Consider the following 23,601-nt stretch of genomic DNA (forward strand, 5'->3'; position numbering starts at 1 on the left):
CACCACCCATGTCGAGCACTGACGGGCCGCTCAGCGACGCGCTGCTCCAGTTCGGCCGCTACCTGCGTCCCGGCGAGGTCTCCCCGGACCTGCGGACGCTGCACCGGATCGGCGGCCGGCAGGGCGACGCGTTCTACCGCGACCGGTGGAGCCACGACAAGGTCGTCCGCTCCACGCACGGCGTCAACTGCACCGGCTCCTGCTCCTGGAAGGTGTACGTCAAGGACGGCGTGATCACCTGGGAGGCGCAGCAGACCGACTACCCGAGCGTCGGCGGCGACCGGCCCGAGTACGAGCCGCGCGGCTGCCCCCGCGGCGCCGCCTTCTCCTGGTACACCTACTCGCCGACCCGCGTCCGCTTCCCCTACGCCAGGGGCGTGCTGGTGGAGATGTACCGCGAGGCCAAGGCCCGGCTGGGCGACCCGGTCGCCGCCTGGGCCGAGATCACCACCGACCCGGACCGGCGCCGCCGCTACCAGAGCGCCCGCGGCAAGGGCGGGCTGGTGCGCGTCACCTGGGACGAGGCCACCGAGATCATCGCGGCGGCGCACGTGCACACCATCAAGGCCTACGGGCCGGACCGGGTGGCGGGCTTCTCGCCCATCCCGGCCATGTCGATGGCCTCGCACGCCGTGGGCGCCCGGTTCGTCTCGCTGATCGGCGGGTCGATGCTGTCGTTCTACGACTGGTACGCCGACCTGCCGGTGGCCTCGCCGCAGGTGTTCGGCGACCAGACGGACGTGCCGGAGTCGGCCGACTGGTGGGACGCCGCCTACCTGATGCTGTGGGGCTCGAACGTGCCGGTCACCCGCACGCCCGACGCCCACTACATGGCCGAGGCGCGCTACCGGGGCCAGAAGGTCGTGGTGCTGTCGCCCGACTACAACGACGCCGCCAAGTTCGCCGACGAGTGGCTGGCGCCGCACCCGGGCACGGACGGGGCGCTGGCCATGGCCATGGGGCACGTGATCCTGAAGGAGTTCTTCGTCGAGCGGTCCACGCCCGCCTTCCTCGACTACGTCAAGCGGTTCACCGACCTGCCGTTCCTCGTCCGGCTGCGCGAGCGGGACGGCGGCTTCGTGCCCGACAAGTTCCTCACCGCGGCCGACCTCGGGCAGGACGGGACGGAGGCGGCGTTCGCCACGGTGCTGCTGGACGCGCGCACCGGCGAGCCGGTCGTGCCGAACGGCTCGCTCGGCTTCCGCTACTCCGAGCAGGGCCAGGGCCGCTGGAACCTCGACCTCGGCGACGTGGACCCGCTGCTGACCGCCCTCGGGGCGGAGTCCGTCGCGGTGTCGCTGCCGCGCTTCGACGGGCACGGCGACGGCGTGCTGGAACGCGGCGTCCCGGTGCGCCGGGTCGGCGGCCACCTGGTCACCACCGTGTACGACCTGATGCTCGCCCAGTACGGCGTGGCCCGCGACGGGCTGCCGGGCCGCTGGCCGGCCGGCTACGACGACGCGGCCGAGCCGTACACGCCGGCCTGGCAGGAGCCGCTCACCTCGGTCCCGGCCGCGGCGGCGGCGCGCATCGCCCGCGAGTTCGCCCGCAACGCCGAGGAGTCCGGCGGCAGATCCATGATCATCATGGGGGCGGGGACGAACCACTGGTTCCACTCCGACACGATCTACCGCTCGTTCCTGGCGCTGACCACGCTGACCGGCTGCCAGGGCGTCAACGGCGGCGGCTGGGCCCACTACGTCGGCCAGGAGAAGTGCCGGCCGGTCACCGGGTGGGCGCAGCTCGCCTTCGGCCTGGACTGGGCGCGCCCGCCCCGGCAGATGATCGGCACCGCCTTCTGGTACCTGCACACCGACCAGTGGCGCTACGACACCTACACCGCCGACGTGGTGTCCTCGCCGCTCGGCGACGGCAGGTTCGCCGGGAAGGCCACCGCCGACCTGCTGTCGCAGTCGGCGCGGCTCGGCTGGATGCCGTCGTACCCGACGTTCGACCGCAACCCGCTCGACCTGGCCGACGAGGTCGCCGCCGCGGGCGCCGAGCCCGGCCCGTACGTGGCCGAGCAGGTCGCGCGGGGGCGGCTCGGGTTCGCCTGCGAGGACCCCGACGCGCCGGAGAACTGGCCGCGCGTGCTGACCGTGTGGCGGGCCAACCTGCTCGGTTCCTCGGCCAAGGGCAACGAGTACTTCCTGCGCCACCTGCTGGGCACCGACTCGGCCGTGCGCGCCGAGGAGGCCGCGCCGGACCAGCGGCCGGACAGCCTGGCCTGGCCGGAGGAGGCGCCGCGGGGCAAGCTCGACCTGCTGCTGTCGCTGGACTTCCGGATGACGTCCACCACGCTGTTCTCCGACATCGTGCTGCCCGCCGCCACCTGGTACGAGAAGCACGACCTGTCGTCCACCGACATGCACCCGTTCGTGCACGCCTTCACCCCGGCGATCGACCCGCCCTGGCAGACCCGCACCGACTTCGCCGCCTTCCACGCCATCGCCCGCGCCTTCAGCGACCTGGCCGGGACCCACCTGGGCACCCGCAGGGACGTGGTGGCCGTGCCGCTGCTGCACGACACGCCCGACGAGCTGGCCACCCCGCACGGGGCCGTGCGCGACTGGCGGGAGACCGGCGCCACCCCGGTGCCCGGCCGCGACTTCCCGAAGATCGTCGTGGTGGAGCGCGACTACGGGGCGGTCGCCGACAAGATGGCCGCGCTCGGCCCGCTGCTGGACCGGCTCGGCGCCACCACCAAGGGCCTGACGTACGACGTGTCCGGAGAGATCGGCAGGCTCGGCCGGATCAACGGCGTCACCAGGGACGGCCGGCCCTCGCTGGCCACCGACGTCAACATGTGCGAGGCGATCCTCGCCCTGTCCGGCACCACCAACGGCCACCTGGCGGCCCAGGGCTTCGCCACGCTCGGCCGCCGCACCGGGACGTCGTTCGACGGCCTGGCCGACGAGCACAAGCAGATCACCTTCGCCGACACCCAGAACCGTCCCGTCCCGGTGATCACCTCGCCGGAGTGGTCGGGCAGCGAGACCGGCGGGCGGCGCTACTCGGCGTTCACCGTCAACGTCGAGCACCGCAAACCCTGGCACACCCTCACCGGGCGCCAGCACTTCTACCTCGACCACGACTGGATGCACGAGGCGGGCGAGGCGCTGCCCGTCTACCGGCCGCCGCTCAACATGACCGCGATGTTCGGCGAGCCCGGCATCGGCGACGGGGGAGAGGCCGGCATCACCGTTCGCTACCTGACCCCGCACTCCAAGTGGTCCATCCACTCCGAATACCAGGACAACCTGCTCATGCTGACGCTGTCGCGCGGCGGGCCGACCATCTGGATGAGCCCGGCGGACGCCGCCAAGGCGAAGATCGGCGACAACGACTGGGTGGAGGCGGTCAACCGCAACGGCGTCGTCGTGGCCCGCGCGGTCGTCTCGCACCGCATGCCCGAGGGCACCGTGTACATGTACCACGCCCAGGAACGCGTGGTGGACGTGCCCAAGAGCGAGACCTCGGGGCGGCGCGGCGGCATCCACAACTCGCTCACCCGGCTGCTGGTCAAACCCACCCACCTCATCGGCGGCTACGCCCAGCTCAGCTTCGCCTTCAACTATCTCGGCCCCACAGGCAACCAGCGCGACGAGGTCACCGTGATCCGCCGCCGCTCCCAGGAGGTGGACTACTGATGAGGGTCATGGCACAGCTCGCCATGGTGATGAACCTCGACAAGTGCATCGGCTGCCACACCTGCTCGGTCACCTGCAAGCAGGCGTGGACCAACCGTTCCGGCACCGAGTACGTCTGGTTCAACAACGTCGAGACCCGGCCCGGCCAGGGCTATCCCCGCACCTACCAGGACCAGGACAGGTGGCGGGGCGGCTGGGAGCTGAACCGGCGCGGCCGGCTCCAGCTGAAGGCGGGCGGGCGGCTGCGCAAGCTGTTCACCATCTTCGCCAACCCGCTCATGCCGTCCATCCAGGACTACTACGAGCCGTGGACGTACGACTACGACCGGCTCTTCTCCGCCCCGGCCACCGAGGACACGCCGGTCGCCCGGCCCAGGTCGCTCATCAGCGGCCGGGAGACGAAGATCACCTGGAGCGCCAACTGGGACGACAACCTGGCGGGCGGCCCCGAGCTGGCCCCGGCCGACCCGGTGCTGAAGAAGCTGTCGGGCCAGGTGAAGCTGGAGTTCGAGCGGGCGTTCATGTTCTACCTGCCGCGCATCTGCGAGCACTGCCTCAACCCGTCCTGTGTCGCCTCCTGCCCCTCCGGCGCGATGTACAAGCGCTCCGAGGACGGCATCGTGCTCGTGGACCAGGACCGCTGCCGCGGCTGGCGGATGTGCGTGACCGGGTGCCCGTACAAGAAGGTGTACTTCAACCACCGCACCGGCAAGGCCGAGAAGTGCACGTTCTGCTACCCCCGGGTCGAGGTCGGCATCCCGACCGTGTGCTCCGAGACGTGCGTCGGCCGGCTGCGCTACATCGGCCTGCTGCTCTACGACGCCGACCGCGTCGCCGAGGCCGCCTCGGTGCCCGACGAGAAGGACCTGTACGAGGCGCAGAAGAGCGTCCTGCTCGACCCGCACGACCCCGAGGTGATCGCGGCCGCCCGCAAGGAGGGCATCCCGGACGACTGGCTGGAGGCGGCGCGCACCTCCCCGATCCACAAACTGATCTTCGAGTACGGCGTGGCGCTGCCGCTGCACCCGGAGTACCGGACGATGCCGATGGTCTGGTACATTCCGCCGCTGTCGCCCGTGGTCGACGTGCTGGCCAACACCGGGCACGACGGCGAGGACGCCGGCAACCTGTTCGGCGCCATCGACGCGCTGCGCATCCCGATCGGCTACCTGGCCGAGCTGTTCACCGCCGGAGACCCCGAGCCGGTGCGCGCCGTGCTGCGCCGCCTGGCCGCCATGCGCTCCTACATGCGCCGCCTCAACCTGGGGCAGCAGTCCGACGAGTCGATCGCCGGCGCGGTGGGCATGACCGGCGAGCAGGTCGAGGGCATGCACCGGCTGCTCGCCCTGGCCCCGTACGCCGAGCGGTACGTCATCCCCAAGGCCCACGCCGAGCAGGGCAGGGAGCTGGAGGAGCTGGCGACCGGCTGCAGCCTCGACTACGAGGGCGGGCCCGGCATGGGCGGGCCGTTCGGCGAGGCGTCCGGCACGCCCGCCCCGGTCGCCGTGGAGACCTTCCACGCGCTCAAGGACCGGCAGGAGACCGGCGCCCTCGTGGACCCGGCCGACCGGGCCGGGCGCGTCAACCTGCTCAACTGGGACGGCAAGGGGACGCCCGAGGGGCTGTTCCCCAGGCGCAAGGAGGACTCGTGAGCGAGCGTGCCATCCACCTGACCGCGTCGGTGCTGCTCGGCTATCCGGACGAACGGCTGGCCGAGGCGCTGCCGCTGCTCACCAGGACCGTGGAGAGCCTGCCGCCCGGCGAGGCCGCCTCCCGGCTGAGCGCCTTCCTGGCGCACGTGGCCGCCACCCCGCTGCCGCGGCTGGCCGAGCACTACGTGGCCACCTTCGACCTCAAACGCCGCTGCTGCCCGTACCTGACCTACTACACCTACGGCGACACCAGGAAGCGCGGCATGGCGCTGCTGCGCTTCAAGCACGCCTTCCGGACGGCCGGCTTCGAGCCGGTCGACGGCGAACTGCCCGACCACCTGGCCGTGGTGTGCGAGCTGTCCGCCCGCGGCGGCGTCGAGCAGGCCGTCCGGCTGCTGCGCGAGCACCGCGCCGGAGTCGAGACGCTGCACCGGGCGCTGGAGGCCGAGCACTCGCCGTACGCCGACGTGGTCGCCGCCGTGCTGGCCACCCTGCCGCCCGCCACCGGCCGCGAGCGGGCCGCCGCGCTCAGGCTCGCCCAGGAGGGGCCGCCGATGGAGCAGGTCGGCCTGGAGCCCTACACCGCCGGAGGAGCCCGGTGAACGCCCTGGACCTGCTGCTGTGGGTGGTCGCCCCCTACGTGGCGCTCACCGTGTTCGTCCTCGGCCACGTCTGGCGTTACCGCTACGACAAGTTCGGCTGGACGACCCGCTCGTCGCAGATGTACGAGTCGCGGCTGCTGCGCGTCGGCAGCCCGCTGTTCCACTTCGGCATCCTCGTCGTGATCCTCGGCCACGTGGGCGGGCTGGTGATCCCCAAGTCGTGGACCGAGGCGGCGGGCGTCAGCGAGGAGGCATACCACGTGGTGGCCGTCGTGCTCGGCACGATCGCGGGCGTGTGCACGCTGGCCGGGCTGGCGATCCTCATCTACCGCCGCCGCACCGTGGGCCCCGTCTTCACCGCGACCACGCGCAACGACAAGCTCATGTACGCCGTCCTCGCGCTGACCATCGTGCTCGGCCTGGCCGCCACGGTCGTCGCCAACATCGTCGGCGGCGGCTACGACTACCGCACCACCATCTCGCCGTGGTTCAGGTCGATCTTCTACTTCAGTCCCGACCCGGCGCTGATGGCGGGGGCGCCGCTGCTGTTCCAGCTCCACGCGCTGAGCGCCCTGGTGCTGTTCGCGATCTGGCCGTTCACCCGGCTGGTGCACATGCTCACCGCGCCGGTCGGCTACCTGACCCGGCCGTACGTCGTCTACCGCAGCCGCGAGGACGTCGCGGGCTCCCGCCCGGCCCGGCGCGGCTGGGCGGGCTGAGCCGCCCCGGTGCCCGGCCCGGCCCGGCTCAGCCGGGCCGGGCACCGGGGCGGTGGGGCGTCAGGCCGGTTGCGCGTCGTGGCGCGGCAGGATGCCGGTGTGCTGCAGGTGGGTGCGGGCGTGGCGGATCGCCTCCGGTGTGGTGGCGTGCTCGCCGCCCAGCCCCACCAGCGTCTCGACCGAGTCGAACACCTGCCGCTGCCCGGGACGGACGCCGGAGGCGAGGACCAGGATGCCGCGCCGGTGCAGCCGGTCGATCGCGTCCTTGAGCACCAGCGCCCCGGTGGCGTCGACCGTCGTCACCCGCGACATGCGCAGGATGACCACGCGCACGTCGGCGACCTCCAGCAGTTCCAGCAGGAAGCGGTGCGCGGCGGCGAAGAACAGCGGCCCGTCGATGCGGTAGGCCACGATGTGCTCGGTGAGTAGTTCGTACTCCTCGTCGCTGTGCTCGCCCGGCAGGTCGGGCTTGAAGTCCACCTGGTCCAGCCGGGCCTGGCGGGCCACCGCGCGCAGGGCCAGCGCGCCCGCGATGACCAGGCCGATGATGACCGCGTAGACCAGGTCGAGCGCCACGGTGGCCACCGCCGTCAGCGCCAGCACCAGGCCGTCGGCGCGGGTGGCGCGGGCGATCGCGCGCAGCGAGCCCACCTCCACCATCCGCACGGCCGTGGCCAGCAGCACCCCCGCCAGCGCGGCCAGCGGGATGCGGGAGACCAGCGGCGCCGCGGCGAACACGATGGCGGCCAGCACGGCCGCGTGGGTGAGCGCGGCCAGCCGTGACGCGGCACCGGTGCGCACGTTCACGGCCGTGCGGGCGATCGCCGCCGTCGCGGGCACCCCGCCGAACAGCGGCGCGGCGATGTTGGCCAGGCCCTGGCCGAACAGCTCCCGGTCGGGGTCGTGCCGCTCGCCGACGGTCATGCCGTCGGCCACGGACGCCGACAGCAGCGACTCCAGCGCGGCCAGTGCCGCCACCGCGACGGCCGGGGCCAGCAGCGAGCCGAGCGCGGCCGGGTCGAGGAAGGCGAGGGACGGCGCGGGCAGCCCGGCGGGCAGGGCGCCGATCACGGCCGCGTCGAGAGGAAGCGCCTGCGCCGCCACGGTCGCGGCCACCACGGCGATGATCGAGAACGGCACGCCCGGCCGCCACCGGGCACCCACCAGCATCACGGCGGCGACGGCCACCGCCAGCGCCACCTCGGCCCAGCGCGGCTCGCGGGCGAAGTCGAGCACCGCCTGCCAGGCGACGGCGAGGGCCTTGTCGCCCTCCGGCTTCGGCACGCCGAGCGCCGACGGCACCTGCTGCAGGGCGATGACGCAGGCGATGCCGAGCGTGAACCCCTCCACGACCGGGGCGGGCACGTAGCGCATGTACCGCCCGACCCTGGCCAGGGCCAGCGCGATCAGGATGACCCCGGCCATCAGCCCCACCGTCAGCACGCCTCCCGGGCCGTACTGGGCGACGATCGGCACCAGCACGACCGTCATCGCGCCCGTCGGGCCCGACACCTGCAGGTTGGACCCGCCGAACAGTGCCGCGACGGCCCCGGCCACGACCGCCGTGGCCAGCCCGGCCGCGGCGCCCATTCCGGAGGAGACGCCGAAGCCCAGCGCCAGGGGCAGCGCGACGATCGCGACCGTCACGCCCGCCAGCAGGTCACGGCGGGGGTGGCGGCGCATCGCCGTCAGGTCGGCCCGCCCGGGCAGCAGGGAGACCGTCGAGGCCCACGCCGAGGCCCACGCCCGGCCCGCCCGCCCGCTCATGCGGATCCGCTCTCGGAGGCTCGCAGCTCCGCCAGCAGGCCGCTCTGGTCGTCGAGCATCGCCGTCAGGATCCGCCGGGCGGCCCGCATCAGGTCGGCCACGTCGCCGCCCGCGAGCTGGTAGATCACATTGGACCCCTCGCGGGTGGACAGCACGATCCCCGAGCGGCGCAGCACCGCCAGGTGCTGCGACAGGTTGGGCGGCTCGACGCCGAGCGCGGCCAGCAGGTCGCGCACCGGCACCGGGCCGTCCTGGAGCAGCTCCAGGACCCGGATGCGGACGGGGTGCCCGAGCATCCGGAAGAACTCGGCCTTGGCCTGGTAGAGGGGGACCGGCACGACATGCCTCCGCTTCGTTCGCCTGACCGCGTCATACTATCTGGTCAATTGCGAATATTCGCAAGTCGATGACCGAGGGGTGACGCGGGCCGGGACCAACGGCCCACGCACGGGGGACTTCCTGCTCAGGCGTCGCACGGGGGCGCCCGGCACGCTGGAGGGAGAGAGAGCGGGCTGAGCACGGAGGCGATGGACGATGGGCGGACGGATCGTGGTCGGCGTGGACGGGTCCGTGTCGGCGACCGCCGCCGTGGAGTGGGCGGCGGCCGACGCGCGGCGCCGCGGGTTGGCCTTGCGGATCGTGCACGTGTGCGAGCAGTGGGCCGTCACGGTGTCCGGGACCGCTTCCGGGAGCGCGGCCGGGAGTGCGGTCGAGAGCACGGCCGAGAGCACGGCCGAAAGCACGGTCGCAAGCACGGCCGGGACAGCGGGGGGTGCTCCGGGCGCGGTCGCGTACTGTGCCCGGGCACTGGACGCCGCCGCCGGCCACGCCCGCGACCTCGCTCCCGGCGTCGAGGTGACCACCGGGATGCTGACCGGCGGCGTGATCGAGGCGCTGGTCCGCGAGTCGGCGAGCGCCGACGGCGTCGTGGTCGGCAGCAGGGGGCTGGGCGGGTTCGCCGGGATGCTGCTCGGGTCGGTGGGGCTCAACCTGGCCGGGCACGCCGCCGGGCCGGTCGTGGTCGTGCGCGGGCCCTCCGTCGTCCAGCACGACCAGATCGTCGTCGGCTACGACGGGTCGGAGCACTCGACGGCCGCCATGGCGTACGCCATCGAGCAGGCCCGGTCCCGCGACGCGCAGTTGTACGTGGTGACCGCCTGGCCGATGCCGGTGTTCTCCCCGTACGCCGCCGCCTACAGCGACCTGCTGCAGCAGGTGTACGAGGAGGAGGTCCGCCGGGCCCGCGCCTGGGTCGTGCCGTGGCGGGAGCGCAACCCCGACGTGCGGATCGTGGACGACCAGGTGTCCGAGCACCCGGTGTCGGCGCTGGTCAAGGCGTCGGCGTCGGCGGACCTCGTGGTGGTCGGCTCGCGCGGGCACGGCGGGTTCGCCGCGGCGGTGCTGGGGTCGGTCAGCCACGGCGTGCTGCACCACGTGACCTGCCCGGTCGCGGTGGTCCGCCCCCGCGACGACCGGCGGGAGCCGCCCGCCGGCGGCGGGACGCCGCCCACGGGCGGCCACGAGGAGACGAGGGAACGGTCATGAGCATCGAGTCTGTGAACGTCGGATCGCTGACCGCCGAGCAGGTGATGAGCAGGATCGTGGTCGCGGTCGGGCCGGAGGAGTCACCGCTGATGGCCTGGGAGCTGATGCGCCGCGCCGGGGTGCACCACCTGCCCATCGTGGACGGCCGGCACGTGCTGGGCGTCCTGTCGCGCGCCGACCTGGCCGCCTCCTGGTCCGGCGGCCCGCACGAGCTGTCGTCCCGCAAGGTCCGGTCGCTGCTCGGCTGCGACCCCCGGCCGCGGGTGCGCCCCGGCGACGCGCTGGCGCGCGTCGCGGCCGTCATGGCCGACGCCGGGTGCGACGCGGTCCCCGTGGTCACCGGACAGGGCCTGGTCGGGCTCATCACCGCGCACGACGTGCTCGCCGCCGTGGCCGGCCGCGCCCGTCCCTCCGGCGGGCCGGGCGAGCTGGTCACCGGGATGTTCCGGCTGGAGCCCGTCCTGCCGCCGCGGAGCTGACGAGCGCGGGCCGGCCAGTTCTCCGGGCCGAAGGTCCCGGGCTGTCGGGCCCTTCGGCTCCGGCCGGGGCACCGGGAAAATGATCTGGTAGGGGCATGGACGCCACCACGCATGCCCGGACCGGGCTCGCCGCCGCCGACGCCGCCCGCCTGCTGGCCGAGCACGGCCCCAACGCGCTGCCCGAGCCGAAGCCGCCGTCGGTGCCCGCCCGCGTGCTGCGCCAGCTCGCCGACCCGCTGTCCATCCTGCTGCTCGGCGCGGGCGTGGTGACGCTGCTGGTGCTGCGGGAGGTGCCCGAGGGCGCCGCCATCATGGCCATCCTCCTGGTGAACGTGGTCATCGGCGTGACCCAGGAGATGAAGGCGGAGCAGGCGGTCCGCGCCCTGCGGACCATGACGGCGCCGATGGCCAAGGTCCGGCGCGACGGTGTCGTCCGGCGCGTCCCGGCCGCCGAGGTCGTCCCCGGGGACGTGATCGAGGTGGCGGCGGGCGACCGGGTGCCGGCCGACGGCCTGGTGCTGGAGGCGGCCTCGCTGGCGGTGAACGAGTCCATGCTGACCGGCGAGTCCCGTTCGGCGGGCAAGCGAGCGGACGGCGCGACCGACGGGCCGCTGGGCGACCGCGACGGCGAGCTGTTCTCCGGCAGCATGGTGGTGCGCGGCTCCGGCGTCGCGGTGGTCGAGCGGACCGGCGCCGGCACGGAGATGGGCCGCATCGCCTCCGCGCTGCACGGCCACGTCAAGGGGCCGCTGGAGGTGGAGCTGGCCACGGTCTCCAGGCGCATCGGCGTGCTCGCCGTCGCGGCCGGGGTGGTCATGGTGGCGCTCGGCCTGGCCAGGGGCGGGATCGAGCCGCTGGACCTGGTGCTGGCCGGGGTGGCGCTGGCCATCGCGGCGGTGCCGGAGAGCATGGCGGCGGCCGTCACCACCGCCCTGGCGCTCGGCTCCCAGCGGATGGCCAGGCTCGGCGTGATCGTCCGGCGACTGTCGGCCATCCAGGCGCTCGGCGCCACGACCGTGATCGCCACCGACAAGACCGGCACGCTCACCACCGGCCGGCTGGCCGTCACCGACCACGTCGCCGTACCCGGAGCCGACCTGTGGCGGGCCGCCGTACGCTGCAACGACGCCCGCGACGGGCTGGGCGACGCCGTGGACGTGGCCCTGCTCGACGCCGCCGCCCGCAACGGGGTGCGGCGCGCCCCCGGCGAGACGAGGCTGGCCGGCCGGCCGTTCGACGCCGACACCCGCTCCATGGCGGTCGTCACCGACGGGCCGGTGCTGACCGTGAAGGGCGCGCCCGAGGTGGTGCTGCCCCGCTGCACGCCCGGAGAGGCGACCGACGCGCTGGTCCGCGCCGTGCCCGAGCTGGCCCGTGGCGGGCTTCGGGTGCTGGCCCTCGCCGAACGCGACACCGACGACCTCGACGCCGCCGGCCTGCGCCCCGTCGGCCTGGTGGGGCTGAGCGACGAGATCCGCGCCTCCGCCCGGCAGGCGGTGGCCGACTGCCGGGCGGGCGGCATCCGGGTGGTCATGGTGACCGGCGACCATCCCGACACCGCGCGCGCCGTCGCCGAGGAGGTCGGCATCGAACCCGAGCCCGTCGTCACCGGCGCCGGGCTCGACGGCGACGACCGCGCCCGGCGGCTGCGCGAGGCGGGGGTGCTGGCCCGCGTGGATCCGGCGACGAAGCTCGACCTGGTCCAGGCGCTGCGCGACGAGGGGGAGATCGTCGCGATGACCGGTGACGGCGTCAACGACGCGCCCGCGCTGCGGCACGCCGACGTGGGCGTCGCCATGGCCGGCGACGAGGGCACCGACGTCGCCCGCGAGGCGGCCGCCGTGGTCGTCACCAACGGAGAGCTGGGCACCATCGTGACCGGCGTGCGCCAGGGCCGCCGCCTGCACCACAACGTCGGCTCCATGATCGGCTACCTGCTCGCCGGGAACCTGGCCGAGATCTTCCTCGTGCTCGTGGGCATGTTCGCCTGGCCGGAACTGGTCATCCCGCTGCTGCCGGTGCAACTGCTGTGGATCAACCTCGTCCTCGACGGCATCCCCGCCATCGCGCTCGGCGTGGACAGGGCGCCGGGCGACCCGCTGTCCGGCCGTCCCGCCCGCGACGGGCTGCTCACCAACCGGGTACTGGCCCGCATCGCGGTGCGCTCGCTGATCGTGGGGCTGCTGGTGTTCGCGGCGGTGGAGGTGGCCAGGCGGCTCGGCTGGAGCGACGAGCAGGTCAGGACGCAGGCCGTGCTCGCGCTCGTCTTCGCGCGGCTGACCCTCGCCTACGTCGCCAGGGCGCGGCGGTGGACGTTCGAGGCGGGCTGGGGGCGCGGGCGGGCGGTGCTGGCCGCCGTGCTGGGCACCGCCGCGCTGCAGGCGCTGGTGACGCTGGTGCCGCCGCTCGGCCGGCTCCTCGCTTTGCAGCCGCTCCCGCCGGCGGGCTGGGCCATGGCGTTGGCCGCCGCCCTGCTCACGCCGTTCCTGTGCGACCTGGCGAGGTGGGCGGGCAAGGCGGTCAGGCGCGACTACGGCCGTAAAGGGTGACCGGGTTCCCGCGCCATTCCGCGGCGTTTTCGCGGTGAATAACGGCGGTCAAGTCGGCGGATTAGTTGACGTTTAGACGATTCAATTAAAGTCCCATTCTCCGGCGGCGCGGAGCAGGCGCAGCGCAATTGTGGCAATGGCCGCCGATAGTCGGTACGATCACCGCCCGGACGGCCCCCTCCCCGTTGCCTCCCTGCGCCTGAAGGCGGAGGTCTCCCCAGTCAAGGAGATTTGATGAAGTTCGCACGTGCCTGCGTCGCCGGGCTCGCGATCGCGTTGGGCCTGGCGGCCTGCGGCGGGGGCACGACGTCCTCCGACGCCGCCGAACCGGGCCGAAGCGGCGGCTCCCTGGAGAAGACGACGCTCACCATCGGCGTGGTGCCCGTGCCCTCCTCGGCGCCGCTGTTCATCGCGCAGAAGAGGGGCTTCTTCAAGGAGGAGGGCCTGACCGTCAAGACGGAGATCATCCAGGCCCCGCAGGCCGTCATGCCGAAGATCATGAACGGCAGCATGGACGCCTTCCTGACCAGCTACGTGTCGCTCTTGGCGATCAACGACTCGGGAGCGGCGAAACTGAAGCTGTTCCAGCACAGCCAGGAGGCGGCCCCCGGCATGGCCTCCGTCGTGGTGCCCAAGGGATCGCCGGTCAAGACGGCGGCGGACCTCAAGGGCAAGACCGTCGCGGTCAACGTGCTGAAGGCGCTCGGCCAGACGGTCACCAACGCGCACCTGGAGCAGGCGGGGCTGGCGCCGACCGACGTCAAGTACGTCGCCGTGCCGTTCGCCGACCAGCTCGCCGCGCTGTCGTCGGGCCAGGTGGACGCCGCCTGGCTGGTGGAGCCGTTCCTCACCGCCGCCAAGGCCGAGCTGGGCGCCGTCGAGGTGATCGACACGATGAGCGGCCCCACCGCGAGCATCCCCGTCGACGGCTGGGGCGTCTCCGAGGCGTGGCTGACCAAGAACCCCAACACCGCCAAGGCGCTGCACCGCGCGCTGGCCAGGGCGCAGCTCATCGCCGGCAGCGACCGCAACGCCGTCAACGAGGTCATCCCCACCTACACGCAGATCCCCGCCGAGACGGCCGCCTCGATCAAGCTCGGCGTCTACTCCATGGAGGTCGACAAGGCCAAGCTGCAGAAACTGGGCGACCTGCTGGCCGGCTACGGCTACCTGAAGAAGAAGCCCGACGTGACGCAGCAGATCGCGGCCACGCTCGGATGAGTTCCACCGCCATCCGGCGGGGAGCCCTCGGCGCGGCCGGCGTCGTCGGGTTCGTCGCCCTCCTCGAGGCCGCGGGGCGTCTCGGGATCATCGATCGGGACGTCCTGCCGTACGTCTCGACCGTCCTCGCCACGGCGGCCGAGCTGGCCGCCGACGGCGGGTTCCACCGGCACGTGCTCGCCACGCTGGGCGCCTGCGCGGCGGGGCTGCTGATCGCGTTCGCCGTCGCCGTGCCCGCCGGGCTGCTGCTGGGCACGGTGCCGGTGGTGGAGCGATCGGTGCGTCCGCTGGTCGAGTTCCTGCGCCCGATCCCGTCCGTGTCGCTCATCCCGCTGGCCATGTTCCTGTTCGTCGACAGCGCCGACGCCAAGACGTCCCTCATCGTCTACACCTGCTGCTGGCCGCTGCTCATCAACACCCTGTACGGGCTGGCCGACGTCGATCCGCTGGCCAAGGACACGCTGCGCGGGTTCGGCTTCGGCGAGCCCGCCGTGGCGCTGCGCGTCTCGCTGCCCAGCGCCGCGCCGTTCATCGCGACCGGCGTGCGGATCGCCGTCGGCGTCACGCTCATCGTCGCGGTCAGCGTGGAGATCGTCGCCCCCGGCGGGGGCGGCATCGGCGCCTACCTGGTGGAGGCCGGCAGCGCCAACCGGGTGGACCGGGTGCTCGCGGCCGTCGTGTGGTCGGGGCTGCTCGGGCTGGCCGCCAGCCTGCTGTTCGCCGCCGGGGAACGGCGGCTGTTCCACTGGCACACGGCCCGGACGGGGGAGGCGGTGTGAGCGCGTTCCTCGCCAGGGCACGCTGGTACTGGCTGCTGCCGGTGGCCGCCCTGCTGTGGGAGGCGGCCACCCGGCGGGCCGAGGCCGTCTACTTCCCGCCGCCGACCGTGATCGTGGCCAGGCTGCACGAGATGTGGTTCGCCGGGCCGGCCGCCGGCCTGTTCCTCACCGAGGAGGCGGTGCACGACCTGCTGCCGAGCCTCGGCAGGCTGTTCGCCGGCTGGGCGCTGGCCGCGACGGCGGGCGTGGCCCTGGGCCTGGCGATGGGCCGCTCGCGCACGCTCGCGGCGCTGGCCGAGCCGCTGCTGCACTTCGGCCGCTCGGTGCCGCCGTCGGCGCTGCTGCCGGTGTTCCTGCTGCTGTTCAAGATCGGTACGCCGATGCAGGTCGCGGCGATCGTGTACGGCGTGGTCTGGCCGGTGCTGATCAACTCCATGGACGGCGGCCGCACCGTGGACCGCCGCTACCTGGAGACCGGCCAGGTGTTCCGGATCGGCGCGGTGACGCGCCTGGTGCGGATCATCCTTCCCGCCGCCGCGCCGAAGATCTTCGCCGGGCTGCGGCTCAGCGTCTCCCTGGCGCTCATCATGATGGTGATCTCGGAGCTGTACGGCAGCACCGAGGGGATCGGCCACCGGATGCTGGAGGCGCAGAGCCAGTTCGACATCCCCGCCATGTGGGCCGGGATCGTCCTGCTGGGCGTGCTCGGGGTGCTGCTGAACGCCGGATTCGTGGCCGTCGAACGGCGGCTGCTCGGCTGGCACCGCAGCGCCCGCCACGACGCGGCCTGACAGCAGGCGATCGAACGGCTGCTCAGCCGTGCAGCCGTTCGATCGTCTCCGCCTGCCTGGCGGCGAACCACGCCCGCTCCGGCGCCCCTCCCGCCAGCCCGTCCGGCCGTTCGCCGTCGTGCCGGCCGTACTCCTCGGCCCAGAGCCGGGTCTTGACCCGGCTCAGCAGGTTGTCCAGACCGGGCCGGCGGCGGAAGCGGCGCAGCGCGGCCACATCGACCTCGGCGGCGGCGACCAGCGACTCGCCGGGACCTGCCTGCGCCAGGACCCGCCCCTCGTAGTCGATCAGTTCGGAGCCGCCGTTGGTGGAGTCGCCGGGGATCGCGATGCCCGCCAGCCCGCCGGTGTTGGCGGAGACGACGTAGGCGAGGTTCTCCACGGCCCTGGCCCGCCGCGCGACCGCCTTGGCCGTGAGCATGGGCGACGACGCCTCGCAGGTGGGGTTGCAGAGGACCTCGGCGCCGCGCAGCGCCAGCGCGCGCGCCAGCTCGGGGTGCAGGATCTCCTCCGAGGCGATCGCCGCCAACGCGCCGATCTCGGTGCGGGCCACCGGCAGGACGCCGTCGATCCCGTAGATCCGCAGGTAGCGGTCCCACACGTCGTACGGGCTCGGGCTGAACATCGAGTGCAGCCGGCGATACCGCAGCACCGCCTCCCCGGCGGGCGACAGGACGACGCAGGCCTGGAAGTACAGCTCGGGGAAGTGCCCGTCGCGCTCGTAGGCGTTCACGCAGAGGAACACGTCGTGGCGGGCCGCGATTTCGGCCAGGGCCAGGTACTCGGGGCCGTCGGGGTCGAGCGCGGCCTTGTCCCGCCACTCGGCGACGCTCTCCCCCATCGGGAACCCGGTCAGCGCGTACTCCGGCAGCACGACCAGGCGCAGGTCACGGCCGATCCACGCCTTGGACGCGCCGACCTGCCGGCCGACGCGGTCGACGGCGGCGCGGATCTCGGCACGCGGGTCGCCGGCGGCGTTGACCGCCGTGGTCCGCGTCTGCAGCGCGAGGGCGCGGAACGCCGTCATCTCAGCCGACCCGCTTCTCGTCGATCAGGGTCCGCCGCACGCACACCCCGTCCCTGAGCCACTGCCAGACCCTGCTGCGCGACGCGCCGTCGTCGCTCAGCACGATCAGCTCGAACAGCCGCAGATTCTCGCCCTCCGCCTTGTACCGCCAGGTCAGGTAGATGGTGGTGTCGTCCAGCTCCCAGAACTCGCCCCGCAGCCGGTCGGTGTTGAAGCCGCACCGGCCGCCGCCCAGGTAGACACCCGGGAACTCGTGCACCTCGACCCGCCCGTCGGCCCAGGTGTAGCGGTTGGTCTGGTGGTAGGCGGCGTCGCCCACGATGGCGCACGTCATCTCGACGCGGTGCCGGTCGAGCACGGCGCCGTCCCGGTCGAGGTGCACGTACTCGCCGGCCCACGCGCCCTCGTGCCGCGCCAGCAGCGGCATCTCCGTACGCAGTCCCATGTGCTACTCCTCGCTCGCGTGCCACCACGGGTCGGCGGCCGTGGACCGGTTGACCAGGAACGCTCGGCGGCGCAGGAACCGGGCGATCGACGCGGCGCCCATGCGGGAACCGCCGAGGCCCGACAGCCCGAACGCGTGCTTCTCGCCGTCGTGCACGAACGCCGTCAGCGAGGCGTCGTTCACGCTGACCGCGCCGGCCCGCAGGCGGGCGGCCACGGCCAGCGCCGCCTCCTCCGAGCCGGCGAAGACCGCCGCCGACAGCCCGTACGCCGAGTCGTTGGCCAGCGCCACCGCCTCGCCGGGCCCGTCCACCGCCATGACGGGCAGGACGGGGCCGAACGTCTCCTCGGTCATGACCAGCATCGAGTGGTCCACCTCCGACAGCACCGTCGGCCGGCACCAGTGGCCGCCGCCGTGCCGTTCGATCCGGCCGCCCGTGTGCGTGACCGCGCCCTTGGCGGTGGCGTCGGCCAGGTGGGCGGCGATGACGTCCGCCTGCTCCGGATCGATGATCGGGCCGATGGGGCCGCCCTCGCAGGTCAGCCGCACCCCGGCCGCCTCGCGGGCGAGCCGCGCCAGGAACGCGTCGTGCACCGCCCGCGCCACGTAGACCCGCTCGATCGACTGGCAGGACTGGCCGGCGTTGGCGGTGCCGCCCCACAGGATCGCCGAGGCGGCCCGGTCGAGGTCGGCGCCGTCGAGCACGATCGCCGGGTCCTTGCCGCCCAGCTCCAGAAAGGCCGGGACGAACGCGCGAGCCGCGGCCCGCGCCACCTGTGACCCCGTCGGCACGCTGCCGGTGAACGCCACGGCGTCGACCAGCTCCACGAGGGCCGCGCCGGTCTCGCCGTCGCCCTCGACGATCCGCAGGGGCAGCCCGTCGGGCACCAGGCGGGCCAGCGGCTCGATGAACCTCGGCGTGACCTCGCTCGGCTTGACCAGCACCGCGCAGCCGGCTGCCAGCGCGGGGACCGCGTCGATGAGGCCGAGCAGCAGCGGGAAGTTCCACGGGCCGATCACCCCGACCAGCTCGTACGGCACCGCGTCACCCGTCACCACGACCCGGGGCCCGCCCGGCGGCCCCGGCAGGGACGCGGGCCGTTCGGGCGGCGGGGCCAGCAGCGCGGGCGCCTGCCGTACGCAGCGGGCGATCAGCCCGGCGACGGCCTGCCGTTCCATCAGCGACTCGGCGACCCGGCCGGTGTCGGCGACCAGCGCCGCCAGCAGCTCCTCGTCCCGCTCGACGGCCGCGCCGAACCGCGCGAGCGTCTCCGCCCGCCGCTCCCACGCGGGGGCGCCGGACCAGGCGGGGGCCAGCGTCCGGAGTTCGGCGGCGATGGCGGCCAGGCGGTCCGGGGGGACGGGGGCCGGAGGCCGCTCCACCCGGCCGGTGAGAGGGTCGCGGACCGCCCTGCTGCGTCTGGACAACAATGCTCCCGCGCTGTTCCGGAAGAGGCGACGGCGACCATTGTGAACATTCGCGGGGCGGCCCTGTCCATAGGCCACGGCCGCGCGTGGAAAAAGACAATCCCGCGACCGTATTTCGGTAGGGCCGATGGTCCCGCCCGGCGCGGGACCTCGTCCTCTGGGCGCGGCCCGGCCCCGGGTGTGTGCTGAGAGGACGCCGGACCGCCGGTCACGTGCCGGACCGGCGCCGCCGGCGGCCTTCGCCGTACGGCGCCGTGGGCCGCGACCTCTGGAGACCGTCATGACCGTCATCGTCGCCCCGCCGCACCTGACGGACGCCGCCCGCGCCGACTGGGACGCCCTGCAGGCCCCCACCCCGTCCGCGCCCCGCTTCGACCCGGAGCAGGCCGGGCCGCTGCCCGAACCCGCCCGCCGCTGGCTCCTGCACGCCGTCGCGCCCGGCACGCCGCTGCTGCGCGCGGTGGTGCTGGACCTGCACGGGACGATCCGGCTCGGCGGCTGGCGCCCGTTCCGCGCCGCGCAGGCGCTGCTGCCCCTCGCCGGGTACGTCTGGGCGGCCACCGCCCGGCTGGGCCCGGTCACGGTACGCGGGTTCGACCGCTACCGCGACGGGACGGGGGAGATGCGCTGGCGGCTGCTCGACGTCCTGCCCGTCATGTCCGGCGGCGGCCCCGACATCGCCCGCAGCGCCGCCGGCCGGCTGGCCTGCGAGTTCGTCCTGGCGCCCGCGACCGCCCTGGACCCCCGCGTCCAGTGGAAGCAGCTCGGCGACCACCAGGCGGTCGCCCGGCTCCCGGTGGGGGAGGAGGACCACGAGGTGACGCTCACCGTCGCCCCCGACGGCAGCCTGCAGGCCGTCACCATGCCCCGCTGGGGCGACCCGAGGGGCGACGGCCGGTTCGCCGTGCATCCGTTCGGCGTGGAATGCGGTCGTGAGGCCGTCTTCGACGGATTCACGATCCCGGCGGAGCTGCGTGGCGGCTGGTGGCCGGGCGGCGACCGGTGGTCTGACGGCGAGTTCATCCGCTGCACCGTCGACCACGCCCGCTACCGCTGATCCGCCCCACCAGCCGTGCCCTGACGGGGACGGTCAGAGCCCCCGGATGCGGCGGCCGGTGATCTGGTGGGGGACGATGCGGATGTACAGCTCTCGCTCGCCGCCCGCCCACGGCGAGACGCCCGCGCCGGTCACCTGCCGCTGCTCCTCCTGCGGCACGTGGTGCGCCGGCCCCTGCACCAGCACGCTCCACCCCTCCCGTCGGGCCTCGTCGATCTGGTCCACCTCGAAACCGATCTTGATCTCGACGCCTTCCAACCCGGTGCGCAGGCTCTCGTCCATGGGGCCGCCGTAGGCGGTGCGGAACACGATCGCGCCCTCGTGCAGCTTGTAGTTGACCGGCAGCACCGTCGGCCCCTGCGGCCCGCCGAACGCCACCCGCCCGATCCCGCCGGGCGCGATGAGACGCAGGCACTCCTCCGGCCGGAGCGTCTCCAGCCGGGGGCCCGCCTGGGCCGGCCCCACCCCGGGCGGCCGGTCCGTGCCGCCGCCCAGCAGGTCCTCCACGGTGATCTGCAGCGCGTCGGCCAGGCGGGTCAGGGCGCTGGTGCCGATGGTGTCGGGATGCTCCTCCAGATACTTGACGTACCCGGGCGCCATGGCGGCGCGCTCGGCGAGCTGCTCGCGGGTCAGGCCGAGCCGTTCGCGATGGTGGATGATGCGACGTCCGAGGTCGCCGGTGGACATGGTCGTCCCCCCTTGCTGGCTGGCGAAGGTGCGGCGGGCGCCGCGCGCGAGCGTGACGCCGTTGACGCGGGTCTTCTCGTGGTCCGCGTCGATGAAGTAGCGCAGGCCGCGGAACCGGATCGGCAGGGACAGCGGCGCCAGCTCGTCGGGCAGCAGCGGGTCGAGGTGGATCCCGTCACGGCGCAGGTGCAACCCCAGGTAGCAGCGCTGGATCAGGTCGAGCGTGCCCCCCATCGCGCCGAGGTGGATGCCCTCCGCCGTGGTGCCGCCCTGCACGTCCTCGATGTCGCTGGCCAGCGCCTCGGTGAAGAACGTCCACGAGCGCGCCCGGTCGGACCGGGTGAGCACCCAGGCGTGCACGACGGCGCTGAGCGTGGAACCGTGACTGGTGCGGTCGAGGTAGTAGTGGATGGTGCGGGGGATCAGCTCGGGCCCGGCCGGATAGCCGAGCCGGTGCAGCAGGCCCAGCAGCTCGTCGGAGCTCAGCAGGTAGAACAGCATGAGCGTGTCGGCCTGCTTCGACGCCTGGTAGCGGTTGACGTCGTCGCCCTCCGACTCCAGCACCCGGTCCAGGCGGCGCGCCCCCCGGTACCTGTCCCAGTCGAGCTCCGCCAGTTCGGCGTAACCGCCGAACTGGCTGATCACGCCGTCGTGGAAGTCCACCCGCATCCGCCGGGTGATGTCGAGCCAGCGTTCCGGCTCTCCCTCCGCCACCGGCAGGTCGGGGTGGAGCTCCAGGGTGTCGAAGGCGCGCAGCAGCAGCCACACGGTCATGACGTTGGTGTAGGCGTTGTTGGCCAGCCCGGGGGAGGCGGCGCCGGGGTAGTTCTCGTGGTACTCGTCGGGGCCCATCACGCCGTGGATCTCGTACCGTCCCGACTCCTCGTACGGCACCGCCAGCGACGCGAAGAACCGGGCGATGTCGACGAGCAGTTCCGCGCACCACGGCGGCATCGACCCGGTCCCCAGGTAGTACTGCCACACGTTGTAGGCGATGGCCAGCCCCACGTGCCGCTGCAGCCGCGAACGGTCCGGCAGCCAGCGCCCCGACAGCGGATTCAGGTGCAGCGTCTGCGTCTCCTCCCGGCCGTCGCTGCCGCTCTGCCAGGGGAACATCGCCCCGTCGAACCCGGCCGCCCGCGCCGCCGCCCTCGCCTCCGGCAGCCGCCGCCACCGGTAGCGCAGCAGGCCGAGGGAGATCTCGGGGAAGCGCAGGTTCAGCCAGGGCAGCACGAACAGCTCGTCCCAGAACACGTGCCCCCGGTACGCCTCGCCGTGCAGCCCGCGGGCGGGCACGCCCACGTCCAGGTCGGCGGTGTGCGGCGACAGTGTCTGCAGCAGGTGGAAGACGTGCAGGTGGACGGCCTGGGCGATCTCCGCGCCGTCCACGTCCAGCCGGCCCCGCTCCCACAGCCGGCGCCAGGCCTCCGTGTGCCGCGCCAGCAGCGTGTCGAAGCCGGGGGCGAGCCGCACCGCCCGCAGCGCCGCCGAGGACGGGTCGTGGATCGCCGGGTCGCGGGACGTCACCAGCGCCACGATCTTCGTCAGCGACGCGGGCGTCCCCTGGGCCAGGTCGAGCACGTGCTCGGCGGAGATCAGGTCCGGCTCGCGGGTCACCTCCGGCGCGGGCGCCCCGTGGTCGGCGCGGGCCGCCAGCACGACCGTGATGCCGGAGGACCGGGTGACGGCGCTCAGCCAGGCCAGGTCGCCCGCCGTGCCCGTGGCGTGGCCGGTGAGATGGTCGCCGTTCAGGTCGCGGTAGCGGGCCACACCGTTGTTGGCGACCCGGCCGTCGAGGGCCGCCCGCACGCGCAGGGGGCCGGACCAGTTCTCCGCGACGAACACGGTCTCCAGGGCGGCCAGCAGCGGGTCGGCCATGGACACGAGGCGCCGCTGCCGCACCCGGGTGACGCGGCCCGCGCCGTCACGCCAGCGCAGCGTCCTGGCCAGCACCCCGCGCCGCAGGTCCAGCTCGTGCCGGTACTCCAGCAGGCAGGCCCGGTCCGGGCTGAACCAGTCACCGTCGGGCGTGGCGAACGTCAGCGGCAGCCAGTCGGGCAGGTTGACCAGGTCCTCGTTGGTGACGGTCCGGCCGGCGACCGTGGAGTCGAGGCGGTCGTAGCAGCCGGCGGCGTACGTGCCGGGCGTCCGCGCGCCGCCGTCGGGCGTGGCCCCGCGGGTGGCGAACCGGCCGTTGCCCAGCGTGCACAGCGCCTCGCGCAGCCCCTCCCGCGCGGGGTCGTACCCGTCGTAACGCAACGACCAGGGGTCGACGACCTGCCGGCCGGGAGAGGTCTCGTGCGGCGGGGCGAGCGGGCCGCGCGTGGTCATGGACGGCTCACGGGGACGCGGCCCGTGACGGACAGCTCCGCCAGGTCGGTCACGACGACGTCCGCACCCGCGTCGAGCATCCGCGCCGCCTGCGTGCCCGACCGGTCCACCCCGACGACCAGCCCGAACCCGCCCCGGCGGCCCGCCGCCACCCCCGGCAGCGCGTCCTCGACGACCGCCGTCTCCTCCGGAGGCAGCCCGAGCCGGCGCGCCGCCTCCAGGAACAGCGCCGGGTCGGGCTTGCCCGGCAGGCCCAGCCGCGCGGCGTCGTCGCCGCCGACCAGCACGTCGAACAGGTGCAGCAGCCCCGCCGACGCCACCACGGCGCGGCAGTGCCTGCTCGCCGACACCACCGCCGTCCGGCAGCCGCGCCGCCGCAGCTCGTGCAGCAGTGCCACGGTCGAGGGGAACGCGGCCACCCCGTGCCGGCGGATCTGCTCGACGAACAGCGCGTCCTTGGCCAGACCGAGACCGTACACGGTCGGCGCCCCCGGTTCGTCGTCCGGGCAGCCCTCCGGCAGGCTGATGCCCCGCGCGGCCAGGAAGGTCCGCACGCCGTCCAGCCGGGACCGCCCGTCCACGTGGCGCAGGTAGTCGGCGCGCACGTCGAAGGGCGCCGACCGGCCGCGCAGGAACCCGTCGAACACGTGCTTCCACGCCGCGGCGTGCACGCGGGCCGTGTCGGTGACCACACCGTCGGTGTCGAGGACGACGGCACGGACCGCGCCGAGATCGATGACGGTCATGCGACGTCGCTACCCACAGGCCGGGTCGCCAGACATGACACGGGACCTTGGACCCGCAGGTCCGGGACGTTGGCCGGTGCAACGCGGCGCGGCGGAGGAGGAACGTGGGAGGCGAAGCGAGGAGGACAC

The 23,601-nt window shown here is 73.8% G+C and carries 18 protein-coding genes; 11 read left to right on the top strand and 7 right to left on the bottom strand.

The genetic code is table 11. From position 1 onward, the window contains the following. The first annotated feature begins 8 nt into the window (after nt 1–8). From ACGF0J_RS04310 to narI, 4 genes are read left to right on the top strand one after another with little or no spacing between them, the layout of a single operon-like run. Nucleotides 9–3,650, top strand: a complete 3,642-nt coding sequence (locus ACGF0J_RS04310; protein WP_393142007.1) for a nitrate reductase subunit alpha — start codon at nt 9–11, stop codon at nt 3,648–3,650. Beyond that, nucleotides 3,650–5,302: a nitrate reductase subunit beta gene (narH, locus tag ACGF0J_RS04315; protein WP_393142008.1), complete on the top strand. Its 1,653-nt coding sequence runs from the start codon at nt 3,650–3,652 to the stop codon at nt 5,300–5,302. The genes ACGF0J_RS04310 and narH overlap by 1 nt, the downstream gene beginning before the upstream one ends. Beyond that, nucleotides 5,299–5,904 (top strand): nitrate reductase molybdenum cofactor assembly chaperone, encoded by a 606-nt coding sequence (narJ, locus tag ACGF0J_RS04320; protein WP_393142009.1) that lies wholly within the window; start codon nt 5,299–5,301, stop codon nt 5,902–5,904. Before narH ends, narJ begins: the two co-directional genes overlap by 4 nt. Then, a complete protein-coding gene (gene narI, locus ACGF0J_RS04325; RefSeq protein ID WP_393142010.1) occupies nt 5,901–6,623 on the top strand; it encodes a respiratory nitrate reductase subunit gamma in 723 nt (240 codons plus the stop codon). Before narJ ends, narI begins: the two co-directional genes overlap by 4 nt. A 60-nt stretch (nt 6,624–6,683) precedes the next feature. Here narI and ACGF0J_RS04330 read toward each other — a convergent pair whose 3' ends face one another. Then, nucleotides 6,684–8,390, bottom strand: coding sequence for a SulP family inorganic anion transporter (locus ACGF0J_RS04330; RefSeq protein WP_393142011.1), 1,707 nt, complete (start codon nt 8,388–8,390; stop codon nt 6,684–6,686). After that, on the bottom strand, nt 8,387–8,728 hold the full coding sequence (locus tag ACGF0J_RS04335) for an ArsR/SmtB family transcription factor (RefSeq protein ID WP_393142012.1): 342 nt from the start codon (nt 8,726–8,728) through the stop codon (nt 8,387–8,389). The genes ACGF0J_RS04330 and ACGF0J_RS04335 overlap by 4 nt, the downstream gene beginning before the upstream one ends. A 196-nt stretch (nt 8,729–8,924) precedes the next feature. Here ACGF0J_RS04335 and ACGF0J_RS04340 point away from each other — a divergent pair, with 196 nt between their 5' ends. The 6 genes from ACGF0J_RS04340 to ACGF0J_RS04365 all read left to right on the top strand — a co-directional run bounded on the left by ACGF0J_RS04340 (nt 8,925) and on the right by ACGF0J_RS04365 (nt 15,754). Then, the gene (locus ACGF0J_RS04340) at nt 8,925–9,935 is read left to right on the top strand and encodes a universal stress protein (RefSeq protein ID WP_393142013.1); all 1,011 of its coding nucleotides are present in this window, start codon (nt 8,925–8,927) and stop codon (nt 9,933–9,935) included. Beyond that, on the top strand, nt 9,932–10,414 hold the full coding sequence (locus ACGF0J_RS04345; RefSeq protein WP_393142014.1) for an HPP family protein: 483 nt from the start codon (nt 9,932–9,934) through the stop codon (nt 10,412–10,414). Before ACGF0J_RS04340 ends, ACGF0J_RS04345 begins: the two co-directional genes overlap by 4 nt. 95 nt (nt 10,415–10,509) lie before the next feature. Next, nucleotides 10,510–12,963 (top strand): cation-translocating P-type ATPase, encoded by a 2,454-nt coding sequence (locus ACGF0J_RS04350; RefSeq protein ID WP_393142015.1) that lies wholly within the window; start codon nt 10,510–10,512, stop codon nt 12,961–12,963. Between the two features lie 234 nt (nt 12,964–13,197). Further along, nucleotides 13,198–14,184 (top strand): ABC transporter substrate-binding protein, encoded by a 987-nt coding sequence (locus ACGF0J_RS04355; RefSeq protein ID WP_393142016.1) that lies wholly within the window; start codon nt 13,198–13,200, stop codon nt 14,182–14,184. Further along, nucleotides 14,181–14,963: an ABC transporter permease gene (locus ACGF0J_RS04360; RefSeq protein WP_393142017.1), complete on the top strand. Its 783-nt coding sequence runs from the start codon at nt 14,181–14,183 to the stop codon at nt 14,961–14,963. Before ACGF0J_RS04355 ends, ACGF0J_RS04360 begins: the two co-directional genes overlap by 4 nt. Next, complete coding sequence (locus ACGF0J_RS04365) at nt 14,960–15,754, top strand: ABC transporter permease (protein WP_393142018.1); 795 nt, start codon at nt 14,960–14,962, stop codon at nt 15,752–15,754. Before ACGF0J_RS04360 ends, ACGF0J_RS04365 begins: the two co-directional genes overlap by 4 nt. A gap of 22 nt (nt 15,755–15,776) precedes the next feature. Here the strand turns inward: ACGF0J_RS04365 and ACGF0J_RS04370 are convergent, their stop codons facing one another. Genes ACGF0J_RS04370 through ACGF0J_RS04380 form a run of 3 tightly spaced genes read right to left on the bottom strand, consistent with a single transcriptional unit; the run spans nt 15,777 to nt 18,651 of the window. After that, the gene (locus tag ACGF0J_RS04370) at nt 15,777–16,778 is read right to left on the bottom strand and encodes a nitrilase-related carbon-nitrogen hydrolase (protein WP_393142019.1); all 1,002 of its coding nucleotides are present in this window, start codon (nt 16,776–16,778) and stop codon (nt 15,777–15,779) included. A 1-nt stretch (nt 16,779) separates the two neighbouring features. After that, entirely contained in the window at nt 16,780–17,223 is a 444-nt protein-coding gene (locus tag ACGF0J_RS04375; protein WP_393142020.1) for a hypothetical protein, read from the bottom strand. 3 nt (nt 17,224–17,226) lie between these two features. After that, nucleotides 17,227–18,651: an aldehyde dehydrogenase family protein gene (locus ACGF0J_RS04380; protein WP_393142021.1), complete on the bottom strand. Its 1,425-nt coding sequence runs from the start codon at nt 18,649–18,651 to the stop codon at nt 17,227–17,229. Between the two features lie 280 nt (nt 18,652–18,931). On the opposite strand from ACGF0J_RS04380, the gene ACGF0J_RS04385 reads away from it, so the two are divergent. Further along, on the top strand, nt 18,932–19,708 hold the full coding sequence (locus tag ACGF0J_RS04385) for a DUF6544 family protein (RefSeq protein ID WP_393142022.1): 777 nt from the start codon (nt 18,932–18,934) through the stop codon (nt 19,706–19,708). A 33-nt stretch (nt 19,709–19,741) separates the two neighbouring features. Here ACGF0J_RS04385 and ACGF0J_RS04390 read toward each other — a convergent pair whose 3' ends face one another. Together ACGF0J_RS04390 and ACGF0J_RS04395 are read right to left on the bottom strand one after the other, a co-directional pair. Beyond that, a complete protein-coding gene (locus ACGF0J_RS04390) occupies nt 19,742–22,726 on the bottom strand; it encodes a pyridoxamine 5'-phosphate oxidase family protein (protein ID WP_393142023.1) in 2,985 nt (994 codons plus the stop codon). Continuing rightward, nucleotides 22,723–23,472 (bottom strand): HAD family hydrolase, encoded by a 750-nt coding sequence (locus ACGF0J_RS04395; protein WP_393142024.1) that lies wholly within the window; start codon nt 23,470–23,472, stop codon nt 22,723–22,725. Before ACGF0J_RS04395 ends, ACGF0J_RS04390 begins: the two co-directional genes overlap by 4 nt. Nucleotides 23,473–23,601: the final 129 nt, after the last annotated feature.

Origin of the sequence: Nonomuraea sp. NPDC047897 (assembly GCF_043204415.1) — a bacterium.
Classification (GTDB): Bacteria; Actinomycetota; Actinomycetes; order Streptosporangiales; family Streptosporangiaceae; genus Nonomuraea.